Annotated in this window: 21 protein-coding genes and 1 pseudogene; 15 read left to right on the forward strand and 7 right to left on the reverse strand. The window is 73.3% G+C overall.

What is annotated here, in order from left to right; genetic code table 11:
- Positions 1-54: 54 nt before the first annotated feature.
- Complete coding sequence (locus tag ACFQ87_RS19350) at positions 55-336, reverse strand: HPr family phosphocarrier protein (RefSeq protein WP_380611990.1); 282 nt, start codon at positions 334-336, stop codon at positions 55-57.
- A gap of 226 nt (positions 337-562) precedes the next feature.
- Between ACFQ87_RS19350 and ACFQ87_RS19355 the strand changes: the two genes are divergently transcribed.
- The 4 genes from ACFQ87_RS19355 (at position 563) to ACFQ87_RS19370 (ending at position 6,099) form a co-directional block, all read left to right on the forward strand.
- The gene (locus ACFQ87_RS19355; RefSeq protein WP_380611991.1) at positions 563-3,409 is read left to right on the forward strand and encodes a GNAT family N-acetyltransferase; all 2,847 of its coding nucleotides are present in this window, start codon (positions 563-565) and stop codon (positions 3,407-3,409) included.
- Positions 3,410-3,501: 92 nt separating this feature from the next.
- A complete protein-coding gene (locus ACFQ87_RS19360) occupies positions 3,502-4,101 on the forward strand; it encodes a DUF5998 family protein (protein WP_380611992.1) in 600 nt (199 codons plus the stop codon).
- Positions 4,102-4,193: 92 nt separating this feature from the next.
- The gene (locus ACFQ87_RS19365; protein WP_380611993.1) at positions 4,194-5,381 is read left to right on the forward strand and encodes an alkaline phosphatase family protein; all 1,188 of its coding nucleotides are present in this window, start codon (positions 4,194-4,196) and stop codon (positions 5,379-5,381) included.
- Positions 5,382-5,442: 61 nt separating this feature from the next.
- The gene (locus tag ACFQ87_RS19370) at positions 5,443-6,099 is read left to right on the forward strand and encodes a thymidine kinase (RefSeq protein ID WP_380611994.1); all 657 of its coding nucleotides are present in this window, start codon (positions 5,443-5,445) and stop codon (positions 6,097-6,099) included.
- Positions 6,100-6,133: 34 nt separating this feature from the next.
- Here the strand turns inward: ACFQ87_RS19370 and ACFQ87_RS19375 are convergent, their stop codons facing one another.
- Positions 6,134-6,874 (reverse strand): VOC family protein, encoded by a 741-nt coding sequence (locus ACFQ87_RS19375; RefSeq protein WP_380612010.1) that lies wholly within the window; start codon positions 6,872-6,874, stop codon positions 6,134-6,136.
- A gap of 239 nt (positions 6,875-7,113) precedes the next feature.
- On the opposite strand from ACFQ87_RS19375, the gene ACFQ87_RS19380 reads away from it, so the two are divergent.
- Positions 7,114-7,989 (forward strand): sulfurtransferase, encoded by an 876-nt coding sequence (locus ACFQ87_RS19380; protein WP_380611995.1) that lies wholly within the window; start codon positions 7,114-7,116, stop codon positions 7,987-7,989.
- A gap of 56 nt (positions 7,990-8,045) precedes the next feature.
- On the opposite strand, the gene sepH is transcribed toward ACFQ87_RS19380, so the two are convergent.
- Positions 8,046-9,125 carry a septation protein SepH gene (gene sepH, locus ACFQ87_RS19385; protein WP_380611996.1) on the reverse strand — a complete coding sequence of 360 codons (1,080 nt, stop codon included), beginning with the start codon at positions 9,123-9,125 and terminating at the stop codon, positions 8,046-8,048.
- A gap of 517 nt (positions 9,126-9,642) precedes the next feature.
- On the opposite strand from sepH, the gene ACFQ87_RS19390 reads away from it, so the two are divergent.
- A complete protein-coding gene (locus tag ACFQ87_RS19390; protein ID WP_380611997.1) occupies positions 9,643-10,521 on the forward strand; it encodes a hypothetical protein in 879 nt (292 codons plus the stop codon).
- Here ACFQ87_RS19390 and ACFQ87_RS19395 read toward each other — a convergent pair.
- Positions 10,518-11,840, reverse strand: a complete 1,323-nt coding sequence (locus tag ACFQ87_RS19395) for a D-arabinono-1,4-lactone oxidase (protein ID WP_380611998.1) — start codon at positions 11,838-11,840, stop codon at positions 10,518-10,520. The genes ACFQ87_RS19390 and ACFQ87_RS19395 overlap by 4 nt on opposite strands.
- 103 nt (positions 11,841-11,943) lie before the next feature.
- Positions 11,944-13,200, reverse strand: coding sequence for an MFS transporter (locus ACFQ87_RS19400; RefSeq protein WP_380611999.1), 1,257 nt, complete (start codon positions 13,198-13,200; stop codon positions 11,944-11,946).
- Positions 13,201-13,330: 130 nt separating this feature from the next.
- On the opposite strand from ACFQ87_RS19400, the gene ACFQ87_RS19405 reads away from it, so the two are divergent.
- The gene (locus ACFQ87_RS19405; RefSeq protein ID WP_380612000.1) at positions 13,331-14,473 is read left to right on the forward strand and encodes a ferrochelatase; all 1,143 of its coding nucleotides are present in this window, start codon (positions 13,331-13,333) and stop codon (positions 14,471-14,473) included.
- Positions 14,474-14,494: 21 nt separating this feature from the next.
- Entirely contained in the window at positions 14,495-15,313 is an 819-nt protein-coding gene (locus ACFQ87_RS19410; RefSeq protein ID WP_380612001.1) for an inositol monophosphatase family protein, read from the forward strand.
- A gap of 146 nt (positions 15,314-15,459) precedes the next feature.
- Here ACFQ87_RS19410 and ACFQ87_RS19415 read toward each other — a convergent pair whose 3' ends face one another.
- The gene (locus tag ACFQ87_RS19415; RefSeq protein WP_030057688.1) at positions 15,460-15,645 is read right to left on the reverse strand and encodes a hypothetical protein; all 186 of its coding nucleotides are present in this window, start codon (positions 15,643-15,645) and stop codon (positions 15,460-15,462) included.
- A gap of 442 nt (positions 15,646-16,087) precedes the next feature.
- Here ACFQ87_RS19415 and ACFQ87_RS19420 point away from each other — a divergent pair, with 442 nt between their 5' ends.
- From ACFQ87_RS19420 to ACFQ87_RS19435, 4 genes are all read left to right on the forward strand, one after another.
- On the forward strand, positions 16,088-16,741 hold the full coding sequence (locus ACFQ87_RS19420) for a response regulator transcription factor (RefSeq protein WP_030285473.1): 654 nt from the start codon (positions 16,088-16,090) through the stop codon (positions 16,739-16,741).
- A gap of 82 nt (positions 16,742-16,823) precedes the next feature.
- Complete coding sequence (locus ACFQ87_RS19425; protein WP_380612002.1) at positions 16,824-18,131, forward strand: sensor histidine kinase; 1,308 nt, start codon at positions 16,824-16,826, stop codon at positions 18,129-18,131.
- Positions 18,132-18,399: 268 nt separating this feature from the next.
- Positions 18,400-19,383, forward strand: a complete 984-nt coding sequence (locus ACFQ87_RS19430; RefSeq protein WP_380612003.1) for an acyl-ACP desaturase — start codon at positions 18,400-18,402, stop codon at positions 19,381-19,383.
- 483 nt (positions 19,384-19,866) lie between these two features.
- Entirely contained in the window at positions 19,867-20,166 is a 300-nt protein-coding gene (locus ACFQ87_RS19435) for a DUF4193 domain-containing protein (protein ID WP_350745462.1), read from the forward strand.
- A gap of 276 nt (positions 20,167-20,442) precedes the next feature.
- Here the strand turns inward: ACFQ87_RS19435 and ACFQ87_RS19440 are convergent, their stop codons facing one another.
- The gene (locus ACFQ87_RS19440) at positions 20,443-20,892 is read right to left on the reverse strand and encodes a DUF3093 domain-containing protein (RefSeq protein WP_380612004.1); all 450 of its coding nucleotides are present in this window, start codon (positions 20,890-20,892) and stop codon (positions 20,443-20,445) included.
- Positions 20,893-21,028: 136 nt separating this feature from the next.
- Here ACFQ87_RS19440 and ACFQ87_RS19445 point away from each other — a divergent pair, with 136 nt between their 5' ends.
- The 3 genes and pseudogenes from ACFQ87_RS19445 to ACFQ87_RS19455 all read left to right on the forward strand — a co-directional run bounded on the left by ACFQ87_RS19445 (position 21,029) and on the right by ACFQ87_RS19455 (position 22,944).
- Positions 21,029-21,607 (forward strand): PaaI family thioesterase, encoded by a 579-nt coding sequence (locus tag ACFQ87_RS19445; protein ID WP_380612011.1) that lies wholly within the window; start codon positions 21,029-21,031, stop codon positions 21,605-21,607.
- Positions 21,604-22,138 (forward strand): annotated as a pseudogene (gene dut / locus ACFQ87_RS19450) (dUTP diphosphatase). The gene ACFQ87_RS19445 and the pseudogene dut overlap by 4 nt, the downstream one beginning before the upstream one ends.
- A 2-nt stretch (positions 22,139-22,140) precedes the next feature.
- Positions 22,141-22,944, forward strand: a complete 804-nt coding sequence (locus ACFQ87_RS19455; RefSeq protein ID WP_380612005.1) for a DUF3710 domain-containing protein — start codon at positions 22,141-22,143, stop codon at positions 22,942-22,944.
- The last annotated feature ends 16 nt before the right edge of the window (positions 22,945-22,960 follow it).

Below are 22,960 nucleotides of genomic sequence, written 5' to 3' on the forward strand. Positions count from 1 at the left end.
AAGCGCCCGGCAGTGCTGAGGCACTGCCGGGCGCTTCGCGTGTGACGTGAGGGCTCAGGCCGCGGCCGGGAGCTCGTCGAGGCCCTCCTGGACGAGCTTGGCGAGGCGGTCGAGGGCCTCGTCGGCGCCCGGGGCGTCGGAGGCGAGGATGACCTCGTCGCCGCCCTGGGCGCCCAGGGCGAGGAGGCCGAGCATGGAGGCGGCGTTGACCGGGTTGCCGCCCGGCTTGGCGATGGTGATCGGCACGCCGGTGGCCGTGACGGCCCGGACGAAGACGGAGGCGGGACGGGCGTGCAGGCCCTCGGCCCAACCGATGGTGACGCGGCGCTCGGCCATGAGACGTGCCTTTCCGGTGAAGCTGGTCACGGCCGTGCTCGGGGAGCGGGGGAAACGACCGTGTTGTCTAGACCAGTGTTGCATGCAGGCAACCCCTTCGAGCCGCCGCGTTCGGGAGTTGTGATTGTTTCTTTTCGGGGCATAAGGACCGGCTGGTGGCCCCGTCCACCCTGCCGCGAGCACACGACCGGCGCCATTCGGCCCCCCGCCGGATAACCTGACGAATGTGGAAGACCCCGCGGTGGCGAACCCCGCGCAACCCGACTATCCGCAGCACTGGGAAGCGGACGTCCTGCTGCGCGACGGCGGCACGGCCCGGATCCGGCCGATCACCCCCGCCGACGCCGGGCGGCTGGTGGAGTTCTACGAGCAGGTCTCGGACCAGTCCAAGTACTTCCGGTTCTTCGCCCCCTACCCGCGTCTGTCCGCCAAGGACGTCCGCCGCTTCACCCACCACGACTTCGTGAACCGGGTCGGCCTCGCCGTGGTGGTCCGGGACCACTTCATCGCCACCGTCCGCTACGACCGGATCGACGCCGACGGCCGACCCTCCGACCAGGGGACGGACGCCGAGGTCGCCTTCCTGGTCCAGGACGCCCACCAGGGCCGCGGTGTGGCCTCCGCCCTGCTGGAGCACATCGCGGCCGTCGCCCAGGAGCGCGGCATCCGCCGCTTCCAGGCCGAGGTGCTGCCGGAGAACCGCAAGATGGTGAAGGTCTTCACCGACGCCGGCTACACCCAGCACCGCAGCTTCGCCGACGGCGTGGTGCACCTGGAGTTCGACCTCGAACAGACCGACCGCTCGCTCGCCGTGATGCGCGCCCGCGAGCACCGCGCCGAGGCCCGCTCGGTGCAGCGGCTGCTGACCCCGCGCTCGGTGGCCGTGGTCGGGGTCTCCCGCAACCCGCAGACCGTCGGCCGGGCCATCCTGCGCGACCTGCTGGGCAGCTTCGACACCGAGTTCGAGAGCCGGTACGAGCCCAAGGGCGAGCCGCGCGCCGTCCACGCGGTGAACCGCAACGCCCCGCCCGGCACCGAGCTGGACGGCATCCCGGTGCACCGTTCGATTCTGGACATTCCCGGGCCGGTCGACCTCGCGGTGATCGCCGTCCCCGAGAGCGCCGTCCCGGCGGCCGTCGCCGAGTGCGGCGTGCGCGGGGTGCAGGGCCTGGTGGTGGTCACCGCCGGCTACGCGGAGACCGGCCCGGAGGGCCGGGACCGTCAACGCGCCCTGGTCCGCCAGGCCCGTGCGGCGGGCATGCGGGTGGTCGGCCCGAACGCCTTCGGCCTGATCAACACCGACCCCGGGCACCCGCTGAACGCCTCCCTAGCCCCGCACCTGCCCGACCGCGGCGGCTTCGGGATCTTCTGCCAATCCGGTGCGATCGGCGTGGCCCTGCTGGAGGCCGCCCACAAGCGCGGCCTCGGAGTCTCCTCCTTCGCCTCGGTCGGCAACCGCGCGGACGTCTCCGGCAACGACTTCCTCCAGTACTGGGCCGAGGACGAGGCCACCGAGGTGGTGCTGCTCTACCTGGAGTCCTTCGGCAACCCCCGCAAGTTCACCCGGATCGCCCGCCGCCTGGCCGCCGTCAAGCCGGTCGTCGTGGTCAAGGGCGCCCGGCACACCGGCAGCCTGCCGCCTGGCCACGCCGTCCCCGCCACCGCCACCGGCCTGCGCGACGCCACCGTGGACGCGCTGTTCGAACAGGCCGGCGTGACCAGGGTGGCGACCATCACCGAGCTCTTCGACACCGGCGAACTGCTCGCCCAGCAACCGCTGCCGCCGGGCGACCGGGTCGCCGTGGTCGGCAACTCCGACTCGCTCGGTCTGCTCACCTACGACGCCTGCCTGAGCGCCGGCCTGCGCCCGCGCACGCCGGTCGACCTCACCACGGCGGCGACCGGCGAGAACTTCCGGATCGCGCTGGACGTCGCGCTCAGCGACCCCGCCGTGGACGCCGTGATCGCTGTCGCCATCCCGCCGATCGGCACCTCCGCGCACGCCTTCATGGGCGGCCGACTGACCGGCCCGGACGACCCCGAGATGGGCTCGGACGACCCGGAGATCGCCGCCGCCCTGCTCGAGGCGGGCACGCGCGCACGGGAGTTGGGCAAGCCCCTGGTGCTGGCCCACCTGGCCCTGACCGACCTGCCGGCCCGGCTGCGCCCCGGCGGCATCCCGGCCTACGCGGCGCCCGAGCGCGCCGTGCGCGCCCTGGCGCACGCCGTGCACTACGCCCAGTGGCGCCACCGCACCGCGGAGGCGGAGGAGACCGCGCGCGTCCCCGAGCTGGACCGGATCGACGAGCCCGGCGCCCGCACCCTGGTGGAGGCGGCGCTGAGCACCCGTGCCGCGGTGGCCGCGCGCACCCAGCCCGGCGGCGCCCGGATCACCCTGAGCGAGGCCGAGACCCACGAGCTGTTGGAGCGCTACGGCATCGACGTCTCGCCCACGCTGCCCGCCCCGGACGAGAAGAGCGCCGTCAAGGCCGCCGAGCAGCTCGGCTACCCGGTGGCCCTGAAGGCGACCGCCCCGCACCTTCGCCACCGCCCCGACCTGGGCAGCGTCCGCCTCGACCTGACCGGCGAGCCGGGCCTGCGCCGCGCCCACCGCGAGCTGGACGCCCTGCTCGGCGGCGCGGCCGGGGCCGAGCTGGTGGTGCAGCGGATGGCCCCGCGCGGCGTGGACACCGTGATCGGCGCCACGGTGGACCCGGCCGTCGGCGCGATCCTCTCCTTCGGCCTGGCCGGAGCCCCGGCCGAACTGCTGGGTGACGTGGCCCACCGCCTGGTCCCGGCCACCGACCAGGACGTCGCGGGCCTGATCCGGGAGGTCCGGGCGGCGCCGCTGCTGTTCGGCTGGCGCGGGGCCGAGGCGGTGGACACCGCCGCCCTGGAGGAGCTGCTGCTGCGGGTGTCCCAGTTGGTGGACGACGTGCCGGAGATCGCCTCGGTGGACCTCGAACCGGTGGTCGTCGCCCCGCACGGACTGGCGATCCTGGGGGCGCGGGTGCGGGTCGCACCACTGCCCGTCCGCAGCGATCTGGGCCCGCGCGCGATGAGCACGCTGTAACCTTCCTTGGTTGCGCCTGCCCGTGGGCGCTGATGTCCGAAGCTCGGCGCCGCGCCGCCCGCTTCGTCGGCGGACCATGCCAGGATGGAGTTATGGCGAAGACCGGTACCACCACCACTCAGGACCTGCGCTCGGCGATCGAGCGCAGCGGCTACTACCCGGCCCTGGTGTCCGAGGCGGTGGAGTCCGCGGTGGGCCCGGAGCCGATCAGCTCCTACCTGGTGCACCAGGAGACGACCTTCGACTCCAACGAGGTGCGCCGGCACGTGACGGTGCTGGTGCTGACCGCGACCCGGTTCGTGGTGAGCCACACCGACGAGCAGTCGGGGGCCGAGGGCAGCCCCGCGGTGCCGTTCGCGACGACCTCGACGGAGAGCGTCCGGCTGGACCGGATCGGCTCGGTCGTGGTGAGCCGGATGGTGGCCAACCCGGAGACGTACACCCCGGGGACGCTGCCCCGCGAGGTGGTGCTGACGATCGGCTGGGGTGCGGTGCAGCGCCTGGACCTGGAGCCGGCCGGCTGCTCGGACCCGAACTGTGAGGCCGACCACGGCTACACCGGTTCTGCGACGGCTGACGACCTCTCACTGCGGGTGAGCGAGGCCGGCGACGGCCCGGAGACGGTGGCCCAGGCGCTGGTGTTCGCCCGGGCGCTGTCCGACGCGACGATCAACAACGGCCCACGGCCCTAGGGCACGCCCCGCGGATCCTCGCCGGGTCCGCGACGAGATCCGCCAGGCCCGCGCTGAGCTCCGCAGCTTCCGACCGCTACGAATCCGGTTCCATGTCCTTCGCACCCTCCGACGGCTACGACGCCTTCGAGATCCTCGACCCGGCCGCGGCCCCCGCGCCCCCGTACGGCAGCGGCTCGCTCTGCGACCTGCTGCCCTCGGTGGCGGCGGGTCTGGGCGTCCCCGGGTTCACCGCGACGCTGCCGATCGCCCCGGCCGACCGGGCGGTGGTGTTCCTGGTGGACGGCCTGGGCTGGGAGCTGCTGCTGCGCCACCCGGAGTACGCGCCCTTCCTGTCCTCGCTGGCCGGGAGCTCGCTGGGCGGCACCGGCCGTCCGCTGACCGCGGGCTTCCCGTCCACCACCGCGACCTCGCTGGCCTCGGTCGGCACCGGCACCCCGCCGGGCCTGCACGGGCTGGCCGGGTACACGGTGGCGGTACCGGGCGCCGACTACCTGATGAACCAGCTGCGCTGGCAGCCGCACACCGACCCGCAGGCCTGGCAGCCGTACCCGACGGTCTTCGACCGTACCCACCGGGCCGGGGTGGCGACCGCCCAGGTGTCCTCCCCGCTGTTCGCCCAGACCCCGCTGACCAAGGTGGCGCTCTCCGGCGGCACCTTCCTCGGCCGCACCACCGGCGAGGAGCGGATGGACCTGGCCGCCTCCTGGCTGGCCGAGCACGACCGGGCGCTGGTGTACACCTACGTCAGCGAGCTGGACGGCGCGGGCCACCGCTTCGGCGTGGACTCCGACGAGTGGCGGATGACGCTGGACGCGGTGGACCGGCTGGCCCGCCGGCTGGCCGAGCAGCTGCCGCCGCGCTCGGCGATGTACGTGACCGCGGACCACGGCATGATCGACATCGCGCCGGAGGGCCGGATCGACTTCGACGAGGACTGGGAGCTCGGCGCGGGCGTCGCCCTGCTCGGCGGCGAGGGCCGGGCCCGGCACGTGTACGCCGTACCGGGCGCCGCGGCCGATGTGCACGCGGTCTGGAGCGAGGTGCTGGGCGACCGGATGTGGGTGGCCACCCGGGACCAGGCGATCGCGGCGGGCTGGTTCGGCCCGACCGTGGACGAGCGGGTGTACCGGCGGATCGGCGACGTGGTCGCCGCGGCCCGCGACGACATCGCGATCACCGCCTCCCGCAACGAACCCGGCGAGTCCGCGATGATCGGCCTGCACGGCTCGATGACCCCGGTCGAGCAGTTCGTGCCGCTGCTCGAAGTCCGCGGCTGATCCGGTCCCTTGACCTCCCTGTGCCCGAACCCCCCTGATGTGAAAGGCCCTTGCTCCACCCATGGCTGAACTGGTGTTCTTCTCGGGCACGATGGACTGCGGCAAGTCGACGCTGGCGCTGCAGATGGACCACAACCACACCGCGCGCGGTCGGCAGGGCGTCATCCTGACCCGCAACGACCGCGCGGGCGCGGCGACCATCTCCAGCCGCCTCGGCCTGCGCGCCGACGCGGTCGAGGTGACGGACGACTTCGACTTCCACGCGCACGTGGTGCAGCGGCTGTCGGCGGGCGGCCGGGTGGACTACCTGATCTGCGACGAGGCACAGTTCTTCGCCGCCGAGCAGGTCGACCAACTGGCCCGGGTGGTGGACGAGCTGGACATCGACGTCTACACCTTCGGCATCACCACCGACTTCCGCACCCGGCTGTTCCCCGGTTCCCAGCGGCTGATCGAGCTGGCCGACCGGGTGGAGGTGCTCCAGGTCGAGGCCCTGTGCTGGTGCGGCGCCCGGGCGACCCACAACGCCCGGACGGTCGGCGGGGTGATGGTCGTCGAGGGTGCCCAGGTGGTGATCGGCGACATCTCGGTGAAGGAGGACGAGGTCGGCTACGAGGTGCTGTGCCGCCGGCACCACCGTCGTCGGCTGACCGCCGCGACCGCCCGCGCCTCGGTGCTCTCCCCGGACGTGCTGCCCTTCGAGGAGCAGCAGGCCTGACCGGCGAGCGGGCGCGTCACAGCGAGTGGGCGAGTCACAGCGTTTCGAGCACTGAGAAGTGCCCGCCCTGCGGGTCGGCCAGCCGGGCGGCCCGGCCGTGGGCGGTGTCGTGCGGTTCGACCAGGACGCGGCCGCCGAGTTCGACGGCGTGATGGACGGTCAGCGCGGTGTCCCGGACGGCGAAGTGGGTGCGCCAGCGCGAAGGGTGGCCGCGCAGGTCGGCGTGGTGGCGGATGCCCGCGACCGGGCGCCCGTGCACCAGCAGCGCGGACTCGCCGTCGGCGGGCCGGACCGGGCGGTCGAGCACGGCGGCGTAGAAGACGGCGGCGCCGTCCGCGTCCGGGGTGAGCAGTTCGGCCCAGGCGGGCCCGCCGGGTTCCGCCCCGGCCTCGTGGCCGAGGTGCTCCTCGCCCTGCCAGAGGCCGAAGACGGCGCCGGAGACGTCGGCGGCGATCGCCATCCGCCCGGCGCGTTCGGCCTGCAGCGGCCCGACGGCGACGGTACCGCCGCACTCGCGCACCAGTTGGGTGGTGCGGTCGGCGTCGTCCACGGCGAAGTAGGTGGTCCACTGCACCGGGAAGCCGGTGGCGGTGGAGACGCCGAGGCCGGCGACGGGCTCCCCGTCGAGCTCGGCCCGGACGTAGGCGCCGAGTTGGCCCGGCCCGGGGGAGTACGTCCAGCCGAGCAGCCCACCGTAGAAGGCGCGGGCGCCGGGCAGGTCGTCGGTCAGCAGGCTGACCCAGCAGGGCGTGCCCTGGGCCAGTCGGAGTTCCACCGCGGGCAATGCGGGCCTCCTCGTGGGTGGTTGGCGCACGGGAATCCTCGCGCGCGAGGGTGATGCTTCCACCCTGGCGCGCGCCCAACCCTCGGGCCGCGCGGAAAATCCGGCAAAGAGCGCACAAAGAGCGGTGGTTCGGGCGTGTCGGTGGTTTTTGTCGGATCGGGGCCGGCGTCGCGGGTCCGGCAAGGATTCGCCGGAACCGCCCCGGGGTGCGTTGCGCGACAATGGCCGGCATGACCACCTACAACGACGGTTCCCCGCTGATCTCCGCGGCCGAGCTGCGGGAGGCGCTCGCCTCCGCGCGTCCGCCGGTGCTGCTGGACGTGCGCTACCAGCTGGTCGGCGCCGTGCCGGGCGGCCCGACCGCGGCCGAGGAGTACCGGGCGGGGCACCTGCCCGATGCCCACTTCGTCGAGTTGGACCGGGACCTCGCCGCCGCGCCCGGCGCCCCCGGCCGGGGCGGGCGCCACCCGCTGCCGGACCCGGAGGAGTTCGGCGCCGCGATGCGCCGCTTCGGGGTCAGTACGGAGCGTCCGGTCGTGGTGTACGACGGCGCGGCCTCGATGGCGGCGGCCCGGGCCTGGTGGCTGCTGCGCTGGGCCGGGCACCGGGACGTCCGGGTGCTGGACGGCGGCTTCGCGGCCTGGCAGGCGGCCGGTCTGCCGGTGACGGCGGAGTCGCCGGAGCCGGGGGAGGGCGACTTCGAGCCGGCCCCGGGGCAGCTGCCGACGGTGGACGGGGACGGCGCCGCGGCCTGGGCGCGCGCCGGTCTGCTGCTGGACGCCCGGTCGGGGGAGCGCTACCGGGGCGAGACCGAGCCGGTGGACCCGCGGGCCGGCCACATCCCGGGCGCGGTGTCGGCGCCGACGGCGGAGAACGTGGGCCCGGACGGGCGGTTCCGGCCGGCCGCGGAGCTGGCGGCCCGGTTCCGGGAGCTGGGCGCGGGCGAGCGGGAGACCGCGGTGTACTGCGGTTCGGGCGTGACGGCGGCGCACCAGATCCTGGCGCTGGAGGTGGCGGGCCTGAACGCCACGCTGTACCCGGGTTCGTGGAGCGAGTGGTCGAGCGACGAGAGCCGCCCGGTCGCGGTGACGGACCAGCCGGGCTGATTCCGGATGCACCGAAGGGGCGGGAGGCTCGGCCTCCCGCCCCTTCGGTGTCCGTCCTACTCCTGCTTCTTGCGCCGGCTGCCGAAGACGATCTCGTCCCAGCTGGGCACGGTGGCCCGGCGACCGGGCCGGACGCCGTCCGCCTCGGCCTGCCGGTCGGTGGTGCCGACCAGGCGCTCGCGGTGCGGGGCGACGGCCCGCGGCATCAGGATGTCGGCGTAGGCCGAGCCCGCGCCGACCGCCGGGGTGGCGGCCGCGGCCGGCCCCTCGCTCTCCTCGGCGACCTCGGCGGGCACCGGTTCGATCGGGGTGGGGCCGCTGACGGCGAGGTCACCGCGGAAGGCGGGGACCACGTCGAGCAGGCTGGTCAGCGAGTCCCGGGACTCGGCGGTGGCCTCCCGTGACTCGCGGACCTCGCGGGCCGACATGATGCGGTCGGCGGAGGGGCGGTCGATCATCGGGCGGGGCGGCCGGTCCTGGGGGAGCCGGGCGATCCGCGGGATGAACGGGAAGACCGAGTCCTCCTCGCGCTCGACGGTCTCGCCGATCAGCGCGCGGGCCTCGTCGTCGTTGGGCTGGACCAGGCGCCGGGGCGGGTCGTACGTCCACGACGCGCTGCGGCCCTCGCCGTCGGCCCGGTAGGAGAGGATGACCTCCCAGGTGCCGTCGTCGCGCCGCCAGGAGTCCCAGCGCTCGGTGTCCTTCTCGGCGCCGCGCAGCGCGAGCCGCTCGGCTACGGCCTCACCGAGCTGCGGCCCGGGGGACTCGCCGTTGCGGCGGATGGCGGTCTTGCGGGCGCGCTCGGCCATGAAGGCGCGCTCGGCGAGGACCGGACCCTCGAAGCGGCGGACGCGGTCGACGGAGATCCCGGCGGCCTGGGCGACCTCCTCGGCGGAGGCACCGGCTCGTATCCGGGCCTGGATGTCCCGGGGGCGCAGATGGCTCTCGACCTCGATCTCGATCTGGCCGAGGCGCGGCCGGTCGCCGCGGATGGCGGCGCGCAGCCGCTCGTCGATGGGGAGGGTGTACTCCGTGCTGTCGGCAGCCTTGAGCACCAGCCGTGTGCCGTCGTTGCTGACGGCCACAACCCGCAGTTCGGGCACGGTTACCTCCCGGGTGGTGCCTGCCGACGTCACCTGCGTCGCTGCTCCCGTACTGAGTGTGGCCTGCCCACTCGCGACTGGCCACAACCTTGCTGAGTTCCCCGGCGTGTCGGGCTCACGCCCGGCCACGCCGCTGTGGCACGGTTGCCTTTTTGCCACGTCATCCGTTGACGTCGCGCCTGGGTGTCCCGGCCGTCCTCGCACGAGCAGAGATCGCGACGATCCGGGACCGGCGTCGCCGTGCGTGCCCGTTCCGTGGCTCTTCGTCAAGCTGTCGGTGTAGGCACAGTCGACAAGTCGACCCAAGGCTCGGGCTTTACGAACAGTACTCCATTCGTGGCATCCGGAGGGGCGGCTCGCCGCTCAAGTCTCCCGCGATTCACGGGAATCTCAAGAGCGCGCACCCCCAATGGCGGACCACCGTCGGATGAACGGTGATCATCTTCACACAATCGGGGAGTGGAGAACCGCATTTTCGTCCCTTGTGTCCTTCTTTGGGCAAGATAGAGAGGCTTGTTCGAGAAGCAGTCGTACGGACCGAGGGATGTTGATGCCGGAGTGGAGCCCCGCCGAGGAGGGCGGCAAGGAGGAGCGCAAGCGGATCGATCTGAGTGTGGCTCAGGTCGTGGCGAGTGCGCTGGCCGCGGTGGTGGGCGCGCTGCTCGCCTCCGAACTCGGCGTCTACGGCACGATCATGGGCGCGGCCGTGGTGAGCATCGGGGCCACCACCGGCGGTGCGGTGTTCCAGCACGTCTTCCGGCGGACCGGCGAGCAGCTGCGCGAGGCGGTGGACCGGGGGCCGAACCAGGCCGCGAACACGCTGCGCCAGGTACCGGTTGGGTCGGAGCATCCGGCGGAGCCCGCGGAGCGGCAGGCCGGGCCGTCGGCGATCACCTCGGAGTGGAACGAGCCGCAGGTGGTGCGGGCGCGCCGGCGGTGGACCTGGAAGACCTACGCGGTGGTGTCCGGGCTGGTGTTCGTCCTGGCGATGACGCCGATCGTGGCGTTCGAGCTGGCCACCGGGCAGCCGGTGTCGGCGACGGTGAAGGGTGAGTCCGGCAACGGGACGTCGTTCGGTGGCGGGGTGGCGCCCAAGTCCTCGACGCCGCAGGACGCCCCGGCGGAGCGGCCGTCCTCCGGGGGCGGCGGGCACGGCTCGCAGGTCACGCCGTCCGGCGGTGCCTCGGCCCCGGCGAGGACCCGGCCGAGCCGGGAGCCGAGCGCCACCCCGAGCGTCGGCGTCGGCGGGCAGGGCGGGAGCGCCTCGCCCTCGGCGGGTCCGAGCGCGAGCCCGTCGGCCGGTTCCTCGCCGTCGGCGGGCGGTGGCGGGAAGCCCGCCGGTGAGGCCACGTCGCAGCCGCCCGCACCGAGCAACGCCCCGGCGGACGCGACGGTCGTCCCGCCGCCCGCCGGGACCCCCGCGGCCTAGGCCCCCAGCACCCGCCGCAGGTAGTCGTTGCCGAAGACGCGCTGCGGGTCGACCTCGTCGCGCAGCGCGGTGAAGTCGCCGAAGTGGGGGTAGACGCCGGCCAGGTACTCGGCGTCGCGGGTGTGTAGCTTGCCCCAGTGCGGGCGGCCCTGATGGGCGGTCATCAGCTGTTCGACACCGGTGAAGTAGCCCTGGTCGGCGGTGCCCCGGTAGAGGTGGACGGCGATGTAGGCGCTGTCCCGGCCGGAGGCGGTGGAGAGCCAGAGGTCGTCGGCGGGGGCGAAGCGGACCTCGACGGGGAAGCTGACCTTCCAGTCGGAGCGTTCGAGCAGGGCCTTCAGTTCGCGCAGCACCTCGGCGACGGCCGCGCGCGGGACGGCGTACTCCATCTCCACGAAGCGGACCTTGCGCGGGCTGGTGAACACCTTGTACGCGGTGTCGGTGTAGCTGCGGTCGGACCAGGCGCGGCTGGCGAGCGCGGCGATCGAGGGGATGGAGCCGGGGAAGCGGCGGCCGATCCGGCAGGCGCCCTCCCAGACGGTGTTGGAGAGGAAGTCGTCCTCCAGCCACTCCTTGAACCGGGGCAGCGGGGCGGTCGGGCCCTGGCTGCGGTTGTTGCGCTTGGTGGAGCAGCGGTCGGTGTGCGGGAACCAGTAGAACTCGAAGTGCTCGTTGACGGCGGTGAGGTCGTCGAGGCGTTCCAGCACCTCGTCGAAGGCCATCGGCTGCTCGTGCGCGCTGAGCAGGAAGGCGGGTTCGACGCCGAAGGTGAGCGCGGTGATCACGCCGAGGGCTCCGAGGCCGAGGCGGGCGCCCTGGAAGAGCCGGGGGTTCTCGGTGGGGGAGCAGTGCTTGAGGGTGCCGTCGGCGAGGACGATCTCCAGGGCGCGGATCTGGGCGGCGAGCGAGCCGGAGTCGCGGCCGGTGCCGTGGGTGCCGGTGCTGGTGGCGCCGGCGACGGTCTGGACCTCGATGTCGCCCATGTTGGTGAGGGAGAGGCCCTCGGCGGCGAGGAGCCGGTTGAGGCGGTTCAGCGGGAGGCCGGATTCGACGGTGACGGTGCCGGCCGTGCGGTCGATCCCGCGGACGGCGGTGAGCGCGTGCGGGCGGATCAGCAGGCCGTCGCCGGCCGAGGCGATCGCGGTGAAGGAGTGGCCGGAGCCGACGGCCTTGACGGTGCGGCCCTGGTCGGCGGCGCGCAGGATCTCCTTGGCCAGTTCCTCCGCGGTGCCGGGGGTGGCGGTCCGGCTGGGGAGGGCGCTCTGGTTCCCGGCCCAGTTGGTCCACCGGCTGCGGGTCGCGGTACTGGCCTGGGGCATGGCGCTGCCTCCTGCTCCGTGGCCGAACGGGTCGGCGCGGTCCGGGGGGCGGTGGGCCGCCCTACCCGCGGGTAGGGCCACGGGTAGGGCGAGATTAGTCAGTTCACCGTTCGACGTCTACGGGTCGTTGGACCGCTTCCGCGGGCTCGGTCGCGGCGACTCCGGCGCGCAGGCGGCCGAGCCCGGTCAGCGCGACGAGCACCCCGAGGGCGCCGGCGGTCAGCGGAACCCAGTAGCCGGCCGAGGCGCCGGAGGCGTCGACCACCCAGCCGCCGACCGAGGAGCCGAAGGCCACGCCGAGGGCGAGCCCGGTGGTGGTCCAGGCCATGCCCTCGGTGAGCTTGGCGGCCGGGACGAGCCGTTCGACCAGGGCCATCGCGGAGATGAGGGTGGGGGAGATGGCGACGCCGGCGATCAACAGGGCGGCGCCCGCCGCGACCAGCCCGCCGACGCCGTGCATGGTGGAGGCGACGAGCAGGACGGGGATCATGCTGAGCGCCATCATCACCACGCCGACGAAGAAGCGGGTGGAAAGTGGGCTCCTGGGCTTGAGCGCTCCGTAGACGACGCCGGCCAGGCCGGAGCCGACGGCCCAGACGGCCAGGACGACGCTGGAGAGCCCCTTGTGCCCCTGGGCGTCGGCGAAGGCGACGGTGACGATCTCGACCGAGCCGAAGATCGCGCCGGTGGCGACGAAGGTCAGTACCAGGACGATCAGGCCGCCGTTGAGGATGGCGCTGCCGCCACCGTCGGCCGAGGCCGGATGGACCGGCGGCTCGGTGCGGCCCTGGGCGGTGAACAGGGCGATGCCGACGGCGAGCGCGACGACGGCCACGAGGACGCCGGACTCGGGGAACACGTTGGTGGCCAGGCCGATGGCGAGGATCGGGCCGACGATGAAGCAGATCTCGTCGACGACGGCCTCGAAGGAGTACGCGGTGTGCAGCTTGGCGGCGTCGTCGCGGTAGAGGTGGGCCCAGCGGGCGCGGACCATGGCGCCGGCGCTGGGCATGACGCCGAGGCCGACGGCGAAGAGGAGCAGCGTCCAGAACGGTGCGTGGAAGTGGGCGCAGAGCAGGAGCCCGGTCGCGGCGGCGACGGTGAGCGCGGTGGCCGGGACGGCGATGCGGCGTTGCCCGCGGCGGTCGACCAGCCAGGAGACCGCCGGGCCGAGCGCCGCCGCGGCGACCGCCATCGTCGCCGAGACCGCACCCGCAAGCCCGTACGACCCCGTCAGCTGGGAGAGCATGGTCACGATGCCGATGCCGGCCATGGAGATCGGCAGACGGGCGATGAACCCGGCGGAGGAGAAGGCCGCGGTGCCAGGGGGGGCGAATATTCGGCGGTAGCTGGACAGCACGGGAGCTCCGGACAGGGGGTAAGGAACAAGGCTGGTGAACACAGCTTACGCACGTTGGCAAACGGTATTTTCCGGACACCCGCGCGGCCCCGGCGCCGGGCCCTGCCCCCTCAGTGGCAGGATCGGTGCCATGTCCGACGCGCGCAAACCCTCCCCCTCCGGCGCCGCCCCGTACGACGCCCTGCTGCTGCTCTCCTTCGGCGGGCCCGAGGCCCCCGAGGACGTCGTCCCGTTCCTGGAGAACGTCACCCGCGGCCGCGGCATCCCCAAGGAACGCCTGAAGGAGGTGGGCAAGCACTACTTCATGTTCGGCGGGGTCAGCCCGATCAACGAGCAGAACCGCGAGCTGCTCGCCGCCCTGCGGAAGGACTTCGCCGAGCACGGGCTGGACCTGCCGGTCTACTGGGGCAACCGGAACTGGGCGCCCTACCTGGTGGACACCCTGCGGGAGCTGGCCGCCGACGGCCACCGCCGGATCGCCGTGCTCGCCACCAGCGCCTACGCCGGCTACTCGGGCTGCCGCCAGTACCGGGAGAACCTGGCCGACGCGCTCGCCACCCTCGCCGAGGAGGGCAGCCCGGCGCTGACCGTCGACAAGCTGCGGCACTTCTACAACCACCCCGGCTTCGTCGAGCCGATGATCGACGCCGCCCTGGCCGCCCTGGAGCAGCTGCCCGAGGACGTCCGCCCCGGCGCCCGGCTGGCCTTCACCACCCACTCCATCCCGGACGCGATGGCCGAGACCGCCGGCGCCCCGGACGACCCGGCCCGCGGCACGCCCGGCGGCGCGTACGTCGCCCAGCACCTGGACGTGGCCCGGCTGATCACCGCGGCCGTCGCCGAGCGCACGGGCGTGGCCGACCGGCCGTGGCAGCTGGTGTTCCAGAGCCGCAGCGGCGCCCCGCACATCCCGTGGCTGGAACCCGACATCTGCGACCACCTGGAGGCCCAGCACGCCGACGGCGCGCCGGCCGTGGTGATGGTGCCGATCGGCTTCGTCTCCGACCACATGGAGGTCAAGTACGACCTCGACACCGAGGCCGTCGCCAAGGCCGCCGAACTCGGTCTGCCGGTGGCCCGCGCCGCCACCGTCGGCGCCGACCCGCGGTTCACCGCCGCCGTGCGCGAGCTGGTCCTGGAGCGGGCCGCCACCGAGCGCGGCGAGACCGTGACCCGCTGCGCGCTGGGCCTCCTCGGCCCCAGCCACGACGTGTGCGCGGTGGCCTGCTGCCCCAACCCGCGCGCGCCCCGCCCGGCCGCCGCCGAGCGCTGACCCCCTCCGGAGGAGAAACCCGTGTCCACCCCCGCCCCGCCCGACGACCGGCTCCTCGACGACCTGCTCGACGTCGCCCTGGCCGCGGCCCGGCAGGCCGGCGCCCTGCTGCGCGACGGCCGTCCCGCCGACCTCGGCGTGGCCGGCACCAAGAGCAGCCCGGTCGACGTGGTCACCGAGATGGACCTCGCCTCCGAGAAGCTCCTCGTGGAGCTGATCGCCGACCGCCGTCCCGAGGACGGCTACCTCGGCGAGGAGGGCGCCGAGCGCCCCGGCACCAGCGGGGTGCGCTGGGTCGTCGACCCGCTCGACGGCACGGTCAACTACCTGTACGGGCTGCCCTCCTGGGCGGTCAGCGTGGCCGCGGAGGTGGACGGCCGCGCCGTCGTCGGGGTCGTCCACGCCCCGGCGCGCGGCGAGCTGTTCCACGCCGTCCTCGGCCGCGGTGCCCGCCTCAACGGCCGTCCGGTCTCGGCCCGCCCGGCCCCGCCCTGGGGCCAGGCGCTGATCGGCACCGGCTTCAACTACGTCCAGTCGGTGCGGGTGCGCCAGGCCGAGGTGCTGCTCGCCCTGATGCCCGAGGTGCGGGACGTCCGCCGGGGCGGGGCGGCCGCGGTGGACCTGTGCGACGTGGCCGCCGGGCGGCTGGACGGCTACTACGAGCGCGGCCTCGCCCCCTGGGACCACGAGGCCGGCTGCCTGATCGCCGCCGAGGCCGGCGCGCTGGTCGGCGGCCGCCCCGGGCACGGCCCGGACGGCCGGCTGACCGTGGCCGCCGCGCCGGGCGTGTACGAGCCGCTGCAGGAGCGCCTGGCCGCGCTGCGCGCCTGGGCGGACTGACCGGGCGACCGGCGGCGCAAGCCGCCACGGAGCCCCGGGACGAAACCCCTCCGGACATGCGAAGAGCCCTGGCACACGGGGATGCCAGGGCTTGGGGTCTCGCACGGCCCCCGTAGGGCCGCAGGTGCCGGAGGACCGGCGTCGGGTCAGGCGGCGGTGCGGTGGCGCTCCAGCACGGTGTCCACACCGTGCTCGGCGGCCAGACGACGCAGGTCGTCCAGCTCGGACTGCTCCACCTCGGCGAGGAACTCGTCCCCGGCCTCGATCGCGCGGTGCAGATCCTGCTCGGCGTTGGCTATGCGCTGCAGGATTCCGGCCTTGAAGGCGTCCATACGGGCCCCCTTACTTTGTCGGACGTGCACGGTCGTACGTTCTCCGCCCCGAGGAGGTCTGGCCAGCGAAAGCGTCCGGGCCGGCAGGTGGTGGATCTCCGGTCGGGCGCGGAGACGGCCTTCGGCCGCTCCCGGTGACATCCCAGCCCCAGGGCCGGCGCGGATGAACGCACGGCGGGTGGGTGCGATCGGCCAACGGCCAGATCGCGGGTGTGCAGCTGTCCTCCCCGCCCGGGGGCCGGGGAAACCTCCCGCCACGAGAAAGTTGCCCGTGTCACAGTCCAAGCGGAGCGGTCCCGGTACGAACGGTCACCGCCGCGGGGCTGCGCTCCGTGCCTGGGCGGCAGCTTATCGCTGCTTTACCGCAGGACCAGGCAGGATGGAGGCACCGTCGGAGCCGCGCGTCCGCTTCCGGGGCCGGCCTGGAGAAGGGACAACGACCGTGCGGGTTCTCGTGGTCGAGGACGAGCAGCTGCTTGCCGAGGCCGTCGCGACCGGCCTGCGCCGCGAGGCGATGGCCGTGGACGTGGTGTACGACGGGGAGGCCGCGCTCCAGCGCATCGCGGTCAACGACTACGACGTGGTCGTCCTGGACCGCGACCTCCCGCTGGTGCACGGCGACGACGTCTGCCGCAAGGTGGTCGAACAGGGCCTCGCCACCCGGGTGATCATGCTGACCGCCTCCGGCGACATCAGCGACCGGGTCGAGGGCCTGGAGATCGGCGCGGACGACTACCTTCCGAAGCCGTTCGCCTTCAGCGAACTCGTCGCCCGGGTCCGGGCGCTGGGCCGCCGCGCGACCATCCCGCTGCCCCCGGTGCTGGAGCGGGCCGGCATCTCGCTCGACCCCGGCCGCCGCGAGGTGATCCGCGAGGGGCGCACCGTCCAGCTCGCCCCCAAGGAGTTCGCCGTCCTGGAGGTGCTGATGCGGGCCGGCGGCGCCGTCGTCTCCGCCGAGCAGCTGCTGGAGAAGGCCTGGGACGAGCACACCGACCCGTTCACCAACGTGGTGCGCGTCACCGTGATGACGCTGCGCCGCAAGCTCGGCGACCCGCCGGTGATCGTCACCGTGCCCGGTTCCGGCTACCGGATCTGACTGGAACACGCCCCCGGGAGCCCGCCCGAGGACTCCCCGCCGCACCCCGCGCCCGCCCCGCGGACGCTCCGAGAGGACCATCATGACCACCCCGCCCCCGGCCGGCGGGCCCTCCGGCGCGCCCGCCGGCGGCCCGCGCGCCGTACCGCCCAGGCCCGTCCACCCGCCGCGCCCGGCCCGGCCGAACCAGCACGAGACCTACGTCCCCGGCGACGGCCTGCTCGCCTGGCTCCCCTTCCGCCCGACCATCCGGATGCGGCTCACCCTGCTCTACGGCGGGATGTTCCTGATGGCCGGCGTGGTCCTGCTGCTGGTGATGTACTTCTTCGTCCAGCAGGCGCTCCAGCAGGTCGGCCAGCCCCACCTGGTGCTCAAGGGGCAGGGCATCTCCGTGCTGACGCCGGACGGCCTGACCATCACCAACCAGTCCACGATGGACCAGTGGCTGAACGACTACAAGTCCATCCAGGCCGCCGCCGCCCTCAACGACCTGCTGCGCAAGCTGCTCACCGTCCTGGTCTGCCTCGCCGTGATCGCCTTCGCGGCCGGCTACGCGATGGCCGGCCGGGTGCTGCGCCCGCTCGGCCGGATCACCCGCACCGCCCGCGACGTCGCCTCCTCCGACCTGCACCGCCGGATCGAGCTGGACGGGCCGGACGACGAGCTCAAGGAGCTCGCCGACACCTTCGACGACATGCTGGACCGGCTGGACCGCTCCTTCGACTCCCAGCGCCGCTTCGTCGCCAACGCCTCGCACGAGCTGCGCACCCCGCTGGCGATCAACCGCACCCTGCTGGAGGTCCAGCTCTCCGACCCGGCGGCCTCGCCCGACCTCCAGCAGCTCGGCAAGACCCTGCTGGCCACCAACGAGCGCAGCGAGCAGCTGGTCGAGGGCCTGCTGCTGCTCGCCCGCAGCGAGAACGAGCTGACCGACCGCCGCCCGGTGGAGCTGTCCGAGGTGGCCACCCGGGCGCTGGAGCAGACCCGGGCCGAGGCGGACAAGCGCGAGGTCGAGCTGCGCTCGAAGCTCGATCCGGCCGTGGTCGGGGGCAACGGCGTGCTGCTGGAGCGGCTCGCGCTCAACCTGCTGCAGAACGCCGTCCGCTACAACACCCCGGGCGGCTGGGTCGAGCTGGCCACCGGCGAGGTGCCGGGCGGGGGCGAGCTGGTGGTCTCCAACACCGGCCCGGTGGTGCCCGGGTACGAGCTGGAGCACATCTTCGAGCCGTTCCGCCGGATCAAGGGCGCCGACCGCACCCGCAGCGACAAGGGGGTCGGGCTCGGCCTGTCCATCGTCCGCTCGGTGGTGCGCGCCCACGGGGGCACCATCGAGGCCACCCCGCGCGCCGGCGGCGGCCTCACCATGCGGGTGCGCATCCCGACGCCGTAGCGGCCTCCTGGGCCGTTCCCGAGCCGTAACGGACCTCCTGGGGCGCCGCGTCCCGTGGGCGACCGTTCCCAGCCGCCCCCGTCAAGCCTGTCAAGACGACATAAGGCCTGGCGGGGGCGGCTTGTCATTTGCGGTCCGGGCAACTTACGGTGTCGTAACCTACGCAGCCGTAAGTGCGTCCGCCGGCGGGTCCCGCCGACGGTTCCGTACGACGTGTGCCCGCCCTACGCGCCCGTCCCGCGCGTGTCCGTCCCCCAGGAGCAAGACCGTGACCATCGCCCCTGTGCAGAGCAGTACCTCGCTCGGATCGAGCGGCTGGACCGACACGCGGCTGATCCTGGCCCTCGAAGAGGTCGTGGAGAAGGAGCTCAACCGCCACCTGGGCGTGGCCAAGGAGTGGATGCCGCACGAGTTCGTCCCGTGGAGCCAGGGCCGCGACTTCGACGGCGTGCTGGGCGGCGAGGCCTGGAACATCGAGCAGTCGAAGGTGACCCCGCTCGGCCGGGTGTCGCTGGTGGTGAACCTGCTGACCGAGGACAACCTCCCCAGCTACCACCACGAGATCGCGACCATGTTCGGCCGCGAGGGTGCCTGGGGCACCTGGGTGCACCGCTGGACCGCCGAGGAGGGCCGACACGGGATAGCCATCCGTGACTTCCTGCTCGCCACCCGGGCCGTCGACCCGGTGGAGCTGGAGCGGGCCCGGATGAACCACATGTCGGAGGGCTTCGAGTCCGACAACGCGCACAGCATGCTGCACTCGATCGCCTACGTGGCCTTCCAGGAGCTGGCCACCCGCATCGCGCACCGCAACACCGGCAAGTACGCCGGCGACCCGCTGTGCGAGCAGCTGCTGGCGAAGATCGCCAACGACGAGAACCTGCACATGGTCTTCTACCGGAACCTGCTGAAGGCCGCCCTGGAGATCGCCCCCGACCAGGCCATGCGCGCCATCGCCGACGTGGTCACCGGCTTCCGGATGCCCGGCCACGGGATCCCCGGCTTCGAGCGCGCCGCCGCGCAGATCGCCCTCGGCGGGGTGTACAACCTCCGCATCCACCACGACGACGTGCTGCAGCCGGTGCTGCGCAAACTGCACGTGATGGAGATCGGGGGCCTCGGCCCGGAAGGCATGGTGGCGCAGAACGAGCTGGGCGTGTTCCTGGACGGGCTGGACGGCCAGGCGCGCAAGTTCGATGAGCGCCAGGCCGCGATGCTGGCGCGCCGGGCGGCCCGTCGCAGCGCCGAGTAGGGCGCGGCGACGGCTCGTCGTCGAGAGGGCGGAGTGGGTTGATTTTCCGTGATTTGCCCCGGAATATTCTGAACGTGACCAAGCTCACACTGTGTCGCTCCGTGGCGTCGCATGAACCCGGAGAGTGATCACCCTATTGGGGGTGCCGATCGCCGTCCGTGACCGGAATCCGGTCTGCCAACGGTCTGGAGGGTTGGTCGGCATCCCTGGTGGGCAAGGGATTTGGCGGACATCAGTACGGGCTTCCCTCACAGAGCGTCGTCGACCCGGCGGGCGTTTGGCGGGTCGGAGATGGCCCAGCGTGAGGCCTCCGGAGCCCCGAGGGATCACCCCAACGGAGCCCTGGCTGAGTGTCGATTGAGTAACAGGGCTTGAAGTAAGGCAAAATCTCCGCCTCGGGTCGGGCACAAGACCGACCTCCCATGCGTTACGTGCGCTGGAGATACCGCACACACCGCACAACCCGGAGGGGGAGAGCGAAAAATGGCAACGGACTACGACACCCCACGCAAGACCGACGACGAGCTCAACGAAGACAGCATCGAGGAACTCAAGGCTCGGCGGAACGACAAGGGCGGCAGCTCGGTCGACGTCGACGAGTTCGAGGCCGCCGAGGGCATGGAGCTCCCCGGAGCCGACCTCTCGGGCGAGGAGCTCGCGGTCCGCGTGCTGCCGAAGCAGGCCGACGAGTTCACCTGCATGAGCTGCTTCCTGGTGCACCACCGCAGCCAGCTCTACAGCGAGAAGAACGGCAACCCGATCTGCCGGGACTGCGGCGCCTGAGCACCGCAGCGGACAGCGACCGGTACCCGTGGTTCCCGCGGGACCGGCACAACGCCCCTTCCGGCCCCGGGCAGCGGGGCCGGACGGCAGGTCCGCGGACCGTCCACAGGGACGGGCCCGGGAGGACGGAGTCGTTCGGCGGCGCGTCGGCCAGTACAGCACTGGCAACCATGGCAATAGCCAGTACGGCGTCGGCCAGGACAAAGTCGTAGGGACGGTCCCGCAACAGCGGAACCGTCCCTCTCGGTTTTCTCGGCCTCCTCGCCCCGGCGTCCCTTACGTACGGGTGCCGCGCCGCGCCTCCTCGAGCGCGTCGGCCAGCTTCATCGGCGAGCGGGTCGACAGGTAGAGGTAGGGCGTCGGGTCGGCCGGGTCGTCCACCTCGACCCGCAGCGCGGTCGGGACGTAGCTGCGCAGCAGCATGAAGGCGCGGGGGTCGGCCTTCGGGCCGCGCCAGGCCGTGGCCTCGGTGGGGCTCAGCGCGTGGGCGGCGCCCAGCGCTTCCACCGGGATCCGGGCGGGGCCCGCCACCAGCGAGCCCTGGACCACGCGGATCCGGGCCGAGCCGTAGCTGCTGATCGCCACCGCGCCGGCGGCGATGCCGGCGACCAGGCCGACCAGCGCGGCCGGGCCGCTGACCCGGATCAGGATCAGCGCGAGGGTGAGGCCGACTGCGACCGGGAGCAGCCACCAGGAGCGCGGCACCGTGAGGCGTTCGTCGTACATGCCCTCCATTGTGGGCGCCCTGACGCCCGGAGCGGGACGCCACCCCCACCGGAGGCCTTGCTACCCCTGGGTAGGGTGGGTCGGCGTGACCGGTACGACACCCCCCACCACCCCCACCGGCCGGTCGGCGCCCGCGCTGCCGCCGACCCCGACCACCCCGCCGCCGGACGCCGTCCTCCCGCCGCGGGCCGCCGAGGCGCCCGCCCCCGGCACCCGGCTCGGCTCCCACTACGAGCACTGCTTCGGCTGCGGCCCGCAGCACCCCGGCGGCCTGCGGATCGACGCGGTCGCCGGCGAGGGACTCGACGTCACCGCCGAGTTCACCGTCCGGGACGTTCACCAGGGCGGCCCCGGGTTGGCCCACGGCGGCGTGCTGACGACGGCGATGGACGAGACCCTCGGCACGCTCAACTGGCTGCTGCACGCCCCCGCGGTGACCGGCCGGCTGGAGACCGACTTCCTCTGCCCGGTGCCCGTCGACTCGGTGCTGCACCTGCGCGCCTGGGTCACCGGCGTGCACGGCCGCAAGATCTACAGCGCCGCCGAGGCGCGGATCGGCGGCCCGGACGGACCGGTCGCCGTGCGTGCTCAGGCGCTCTTCATCCAGGTGAAGCTGGAACACTTCACCACGCACGGTCGCCCCGAGGACATCGAGAAGGTCCTCGACGACCCGGATCTGATGAAGCGCGCACGAGCCTTTGAGGTGAACCCTTGAGCGAGACCCCCCGCCCGCAGCTGGACGTCCTGATCAGGCGCGTCGACCCCGAGCTGCCGCTGCCCGAGTACGCGCAGCCCGGGGACGCCGGTGCCGATCTGCGCACCACCGTCGACGCCGAGCTGGCCCCCGGCGAGCGGGCGGTGCTCCCCACCGGCATCGCCATCGCCCTCCCGGACGGCTACGCGGCCTTCGTCCATCCCCGCTCCGGGCTCGCAGCTCGTTGCGGAGTTGCGCTCGTGAACGCCCCGGGGACGGTCGATGCCGGGTACCGTGGAGAGATCAAGGTGATCGTCGTCAATCTGGACCCGCGCGAGGGAGTCAGCTTCCGCCGAGGGGACCGGATCGCCCAGCTGGTCATCCAGCAGGTCGAGAAGGCCCGCTTCCACGAGGTGGCCGAGCTGCCCGGGTCGGCACGCGCCGAGGGCGGGTTCGGGTCGACCGGCGGCCACGCCGCGGTCTAGCATTCCCGCGGCCTCGCAGGAAGCCGAGCAGGTATTCGCATCGGTCTTGGACCGGGAAGGACAGTGACCGTGTTCCGTCGTCGCCAGAAGAGCGAGGACGCTGTCGAGCAGCTCGCCGACGACGCCATCAGCGCCGACGAGACGGCCGATGACGTCGAAGGTTCCGCCGAGAGCGAGAACGTGACCGAGCTGGACCCGGCCGACAAGTTCGGCCTGCCGCCGGCCCCGCGGCCGGACGGCCCGTGGGACCACTCCGAGCTGGAGAACCCCGAGGAGGGCCGCGTCGACCTCGGGGGCCTGCTGGTCCCCGGCGTCGAGGGTATGGAGCTGCGCGTCGAGGTCGCCGGTGACGCGATCGTCGCCGCCACCCTCGTGCTCGGCAACAGCGCCATCCAGCTCCAGGCCTTCGCGGCCCCGAAGTCGGAGGGCATCTGGGGGGAGGTCCGGGAGGAGATCGCCAACGGCATCACCTCGCAGGGCGGCATCGTGGACGAGGAGGAGGGCCCGCTGGGCTGGCACCTCCGCGCTCAGGTCCCGGTGCAGCTCCCGGACGGCACCCAGGGCGTGCAGCTGGTGCGCTTCGTCGGCTGCGACGGTCCGCGCTGGTTCCTGCGCGGCGTGATCTCGGGCCAGGCCGCCGTGCAGCCCGAGATGGCCGGCATCCTTGAGCAGGTCTTCCGCCAGACCGTCGTCGTGCGCGGCGAGAGCCCGATGGCGCCCCGCGACCCGATCGTGCTCAAGCTTCCCGAGGACGCCCAGATGGTTGCCGACGGTGGTGGGGCTGCTGCCGCCGCCGGCGAGGGCGAGAACCGCTTCGGCGGCGCCGCGCTCGACCCGTTCGCGCGCGGCCCGGAGATCACCGAGGTCCGTTGATCGGGGACAACCGGTC

The sequence above is a fragment of the Kitasatospora sp. NPDC056531 genome (assembly GCF_042794375.1).
GTDB lineage: Bacteria > Actinomycetota > Actinomycetes > Streptomycetales > Streptomycetaceae > Kitasatospora.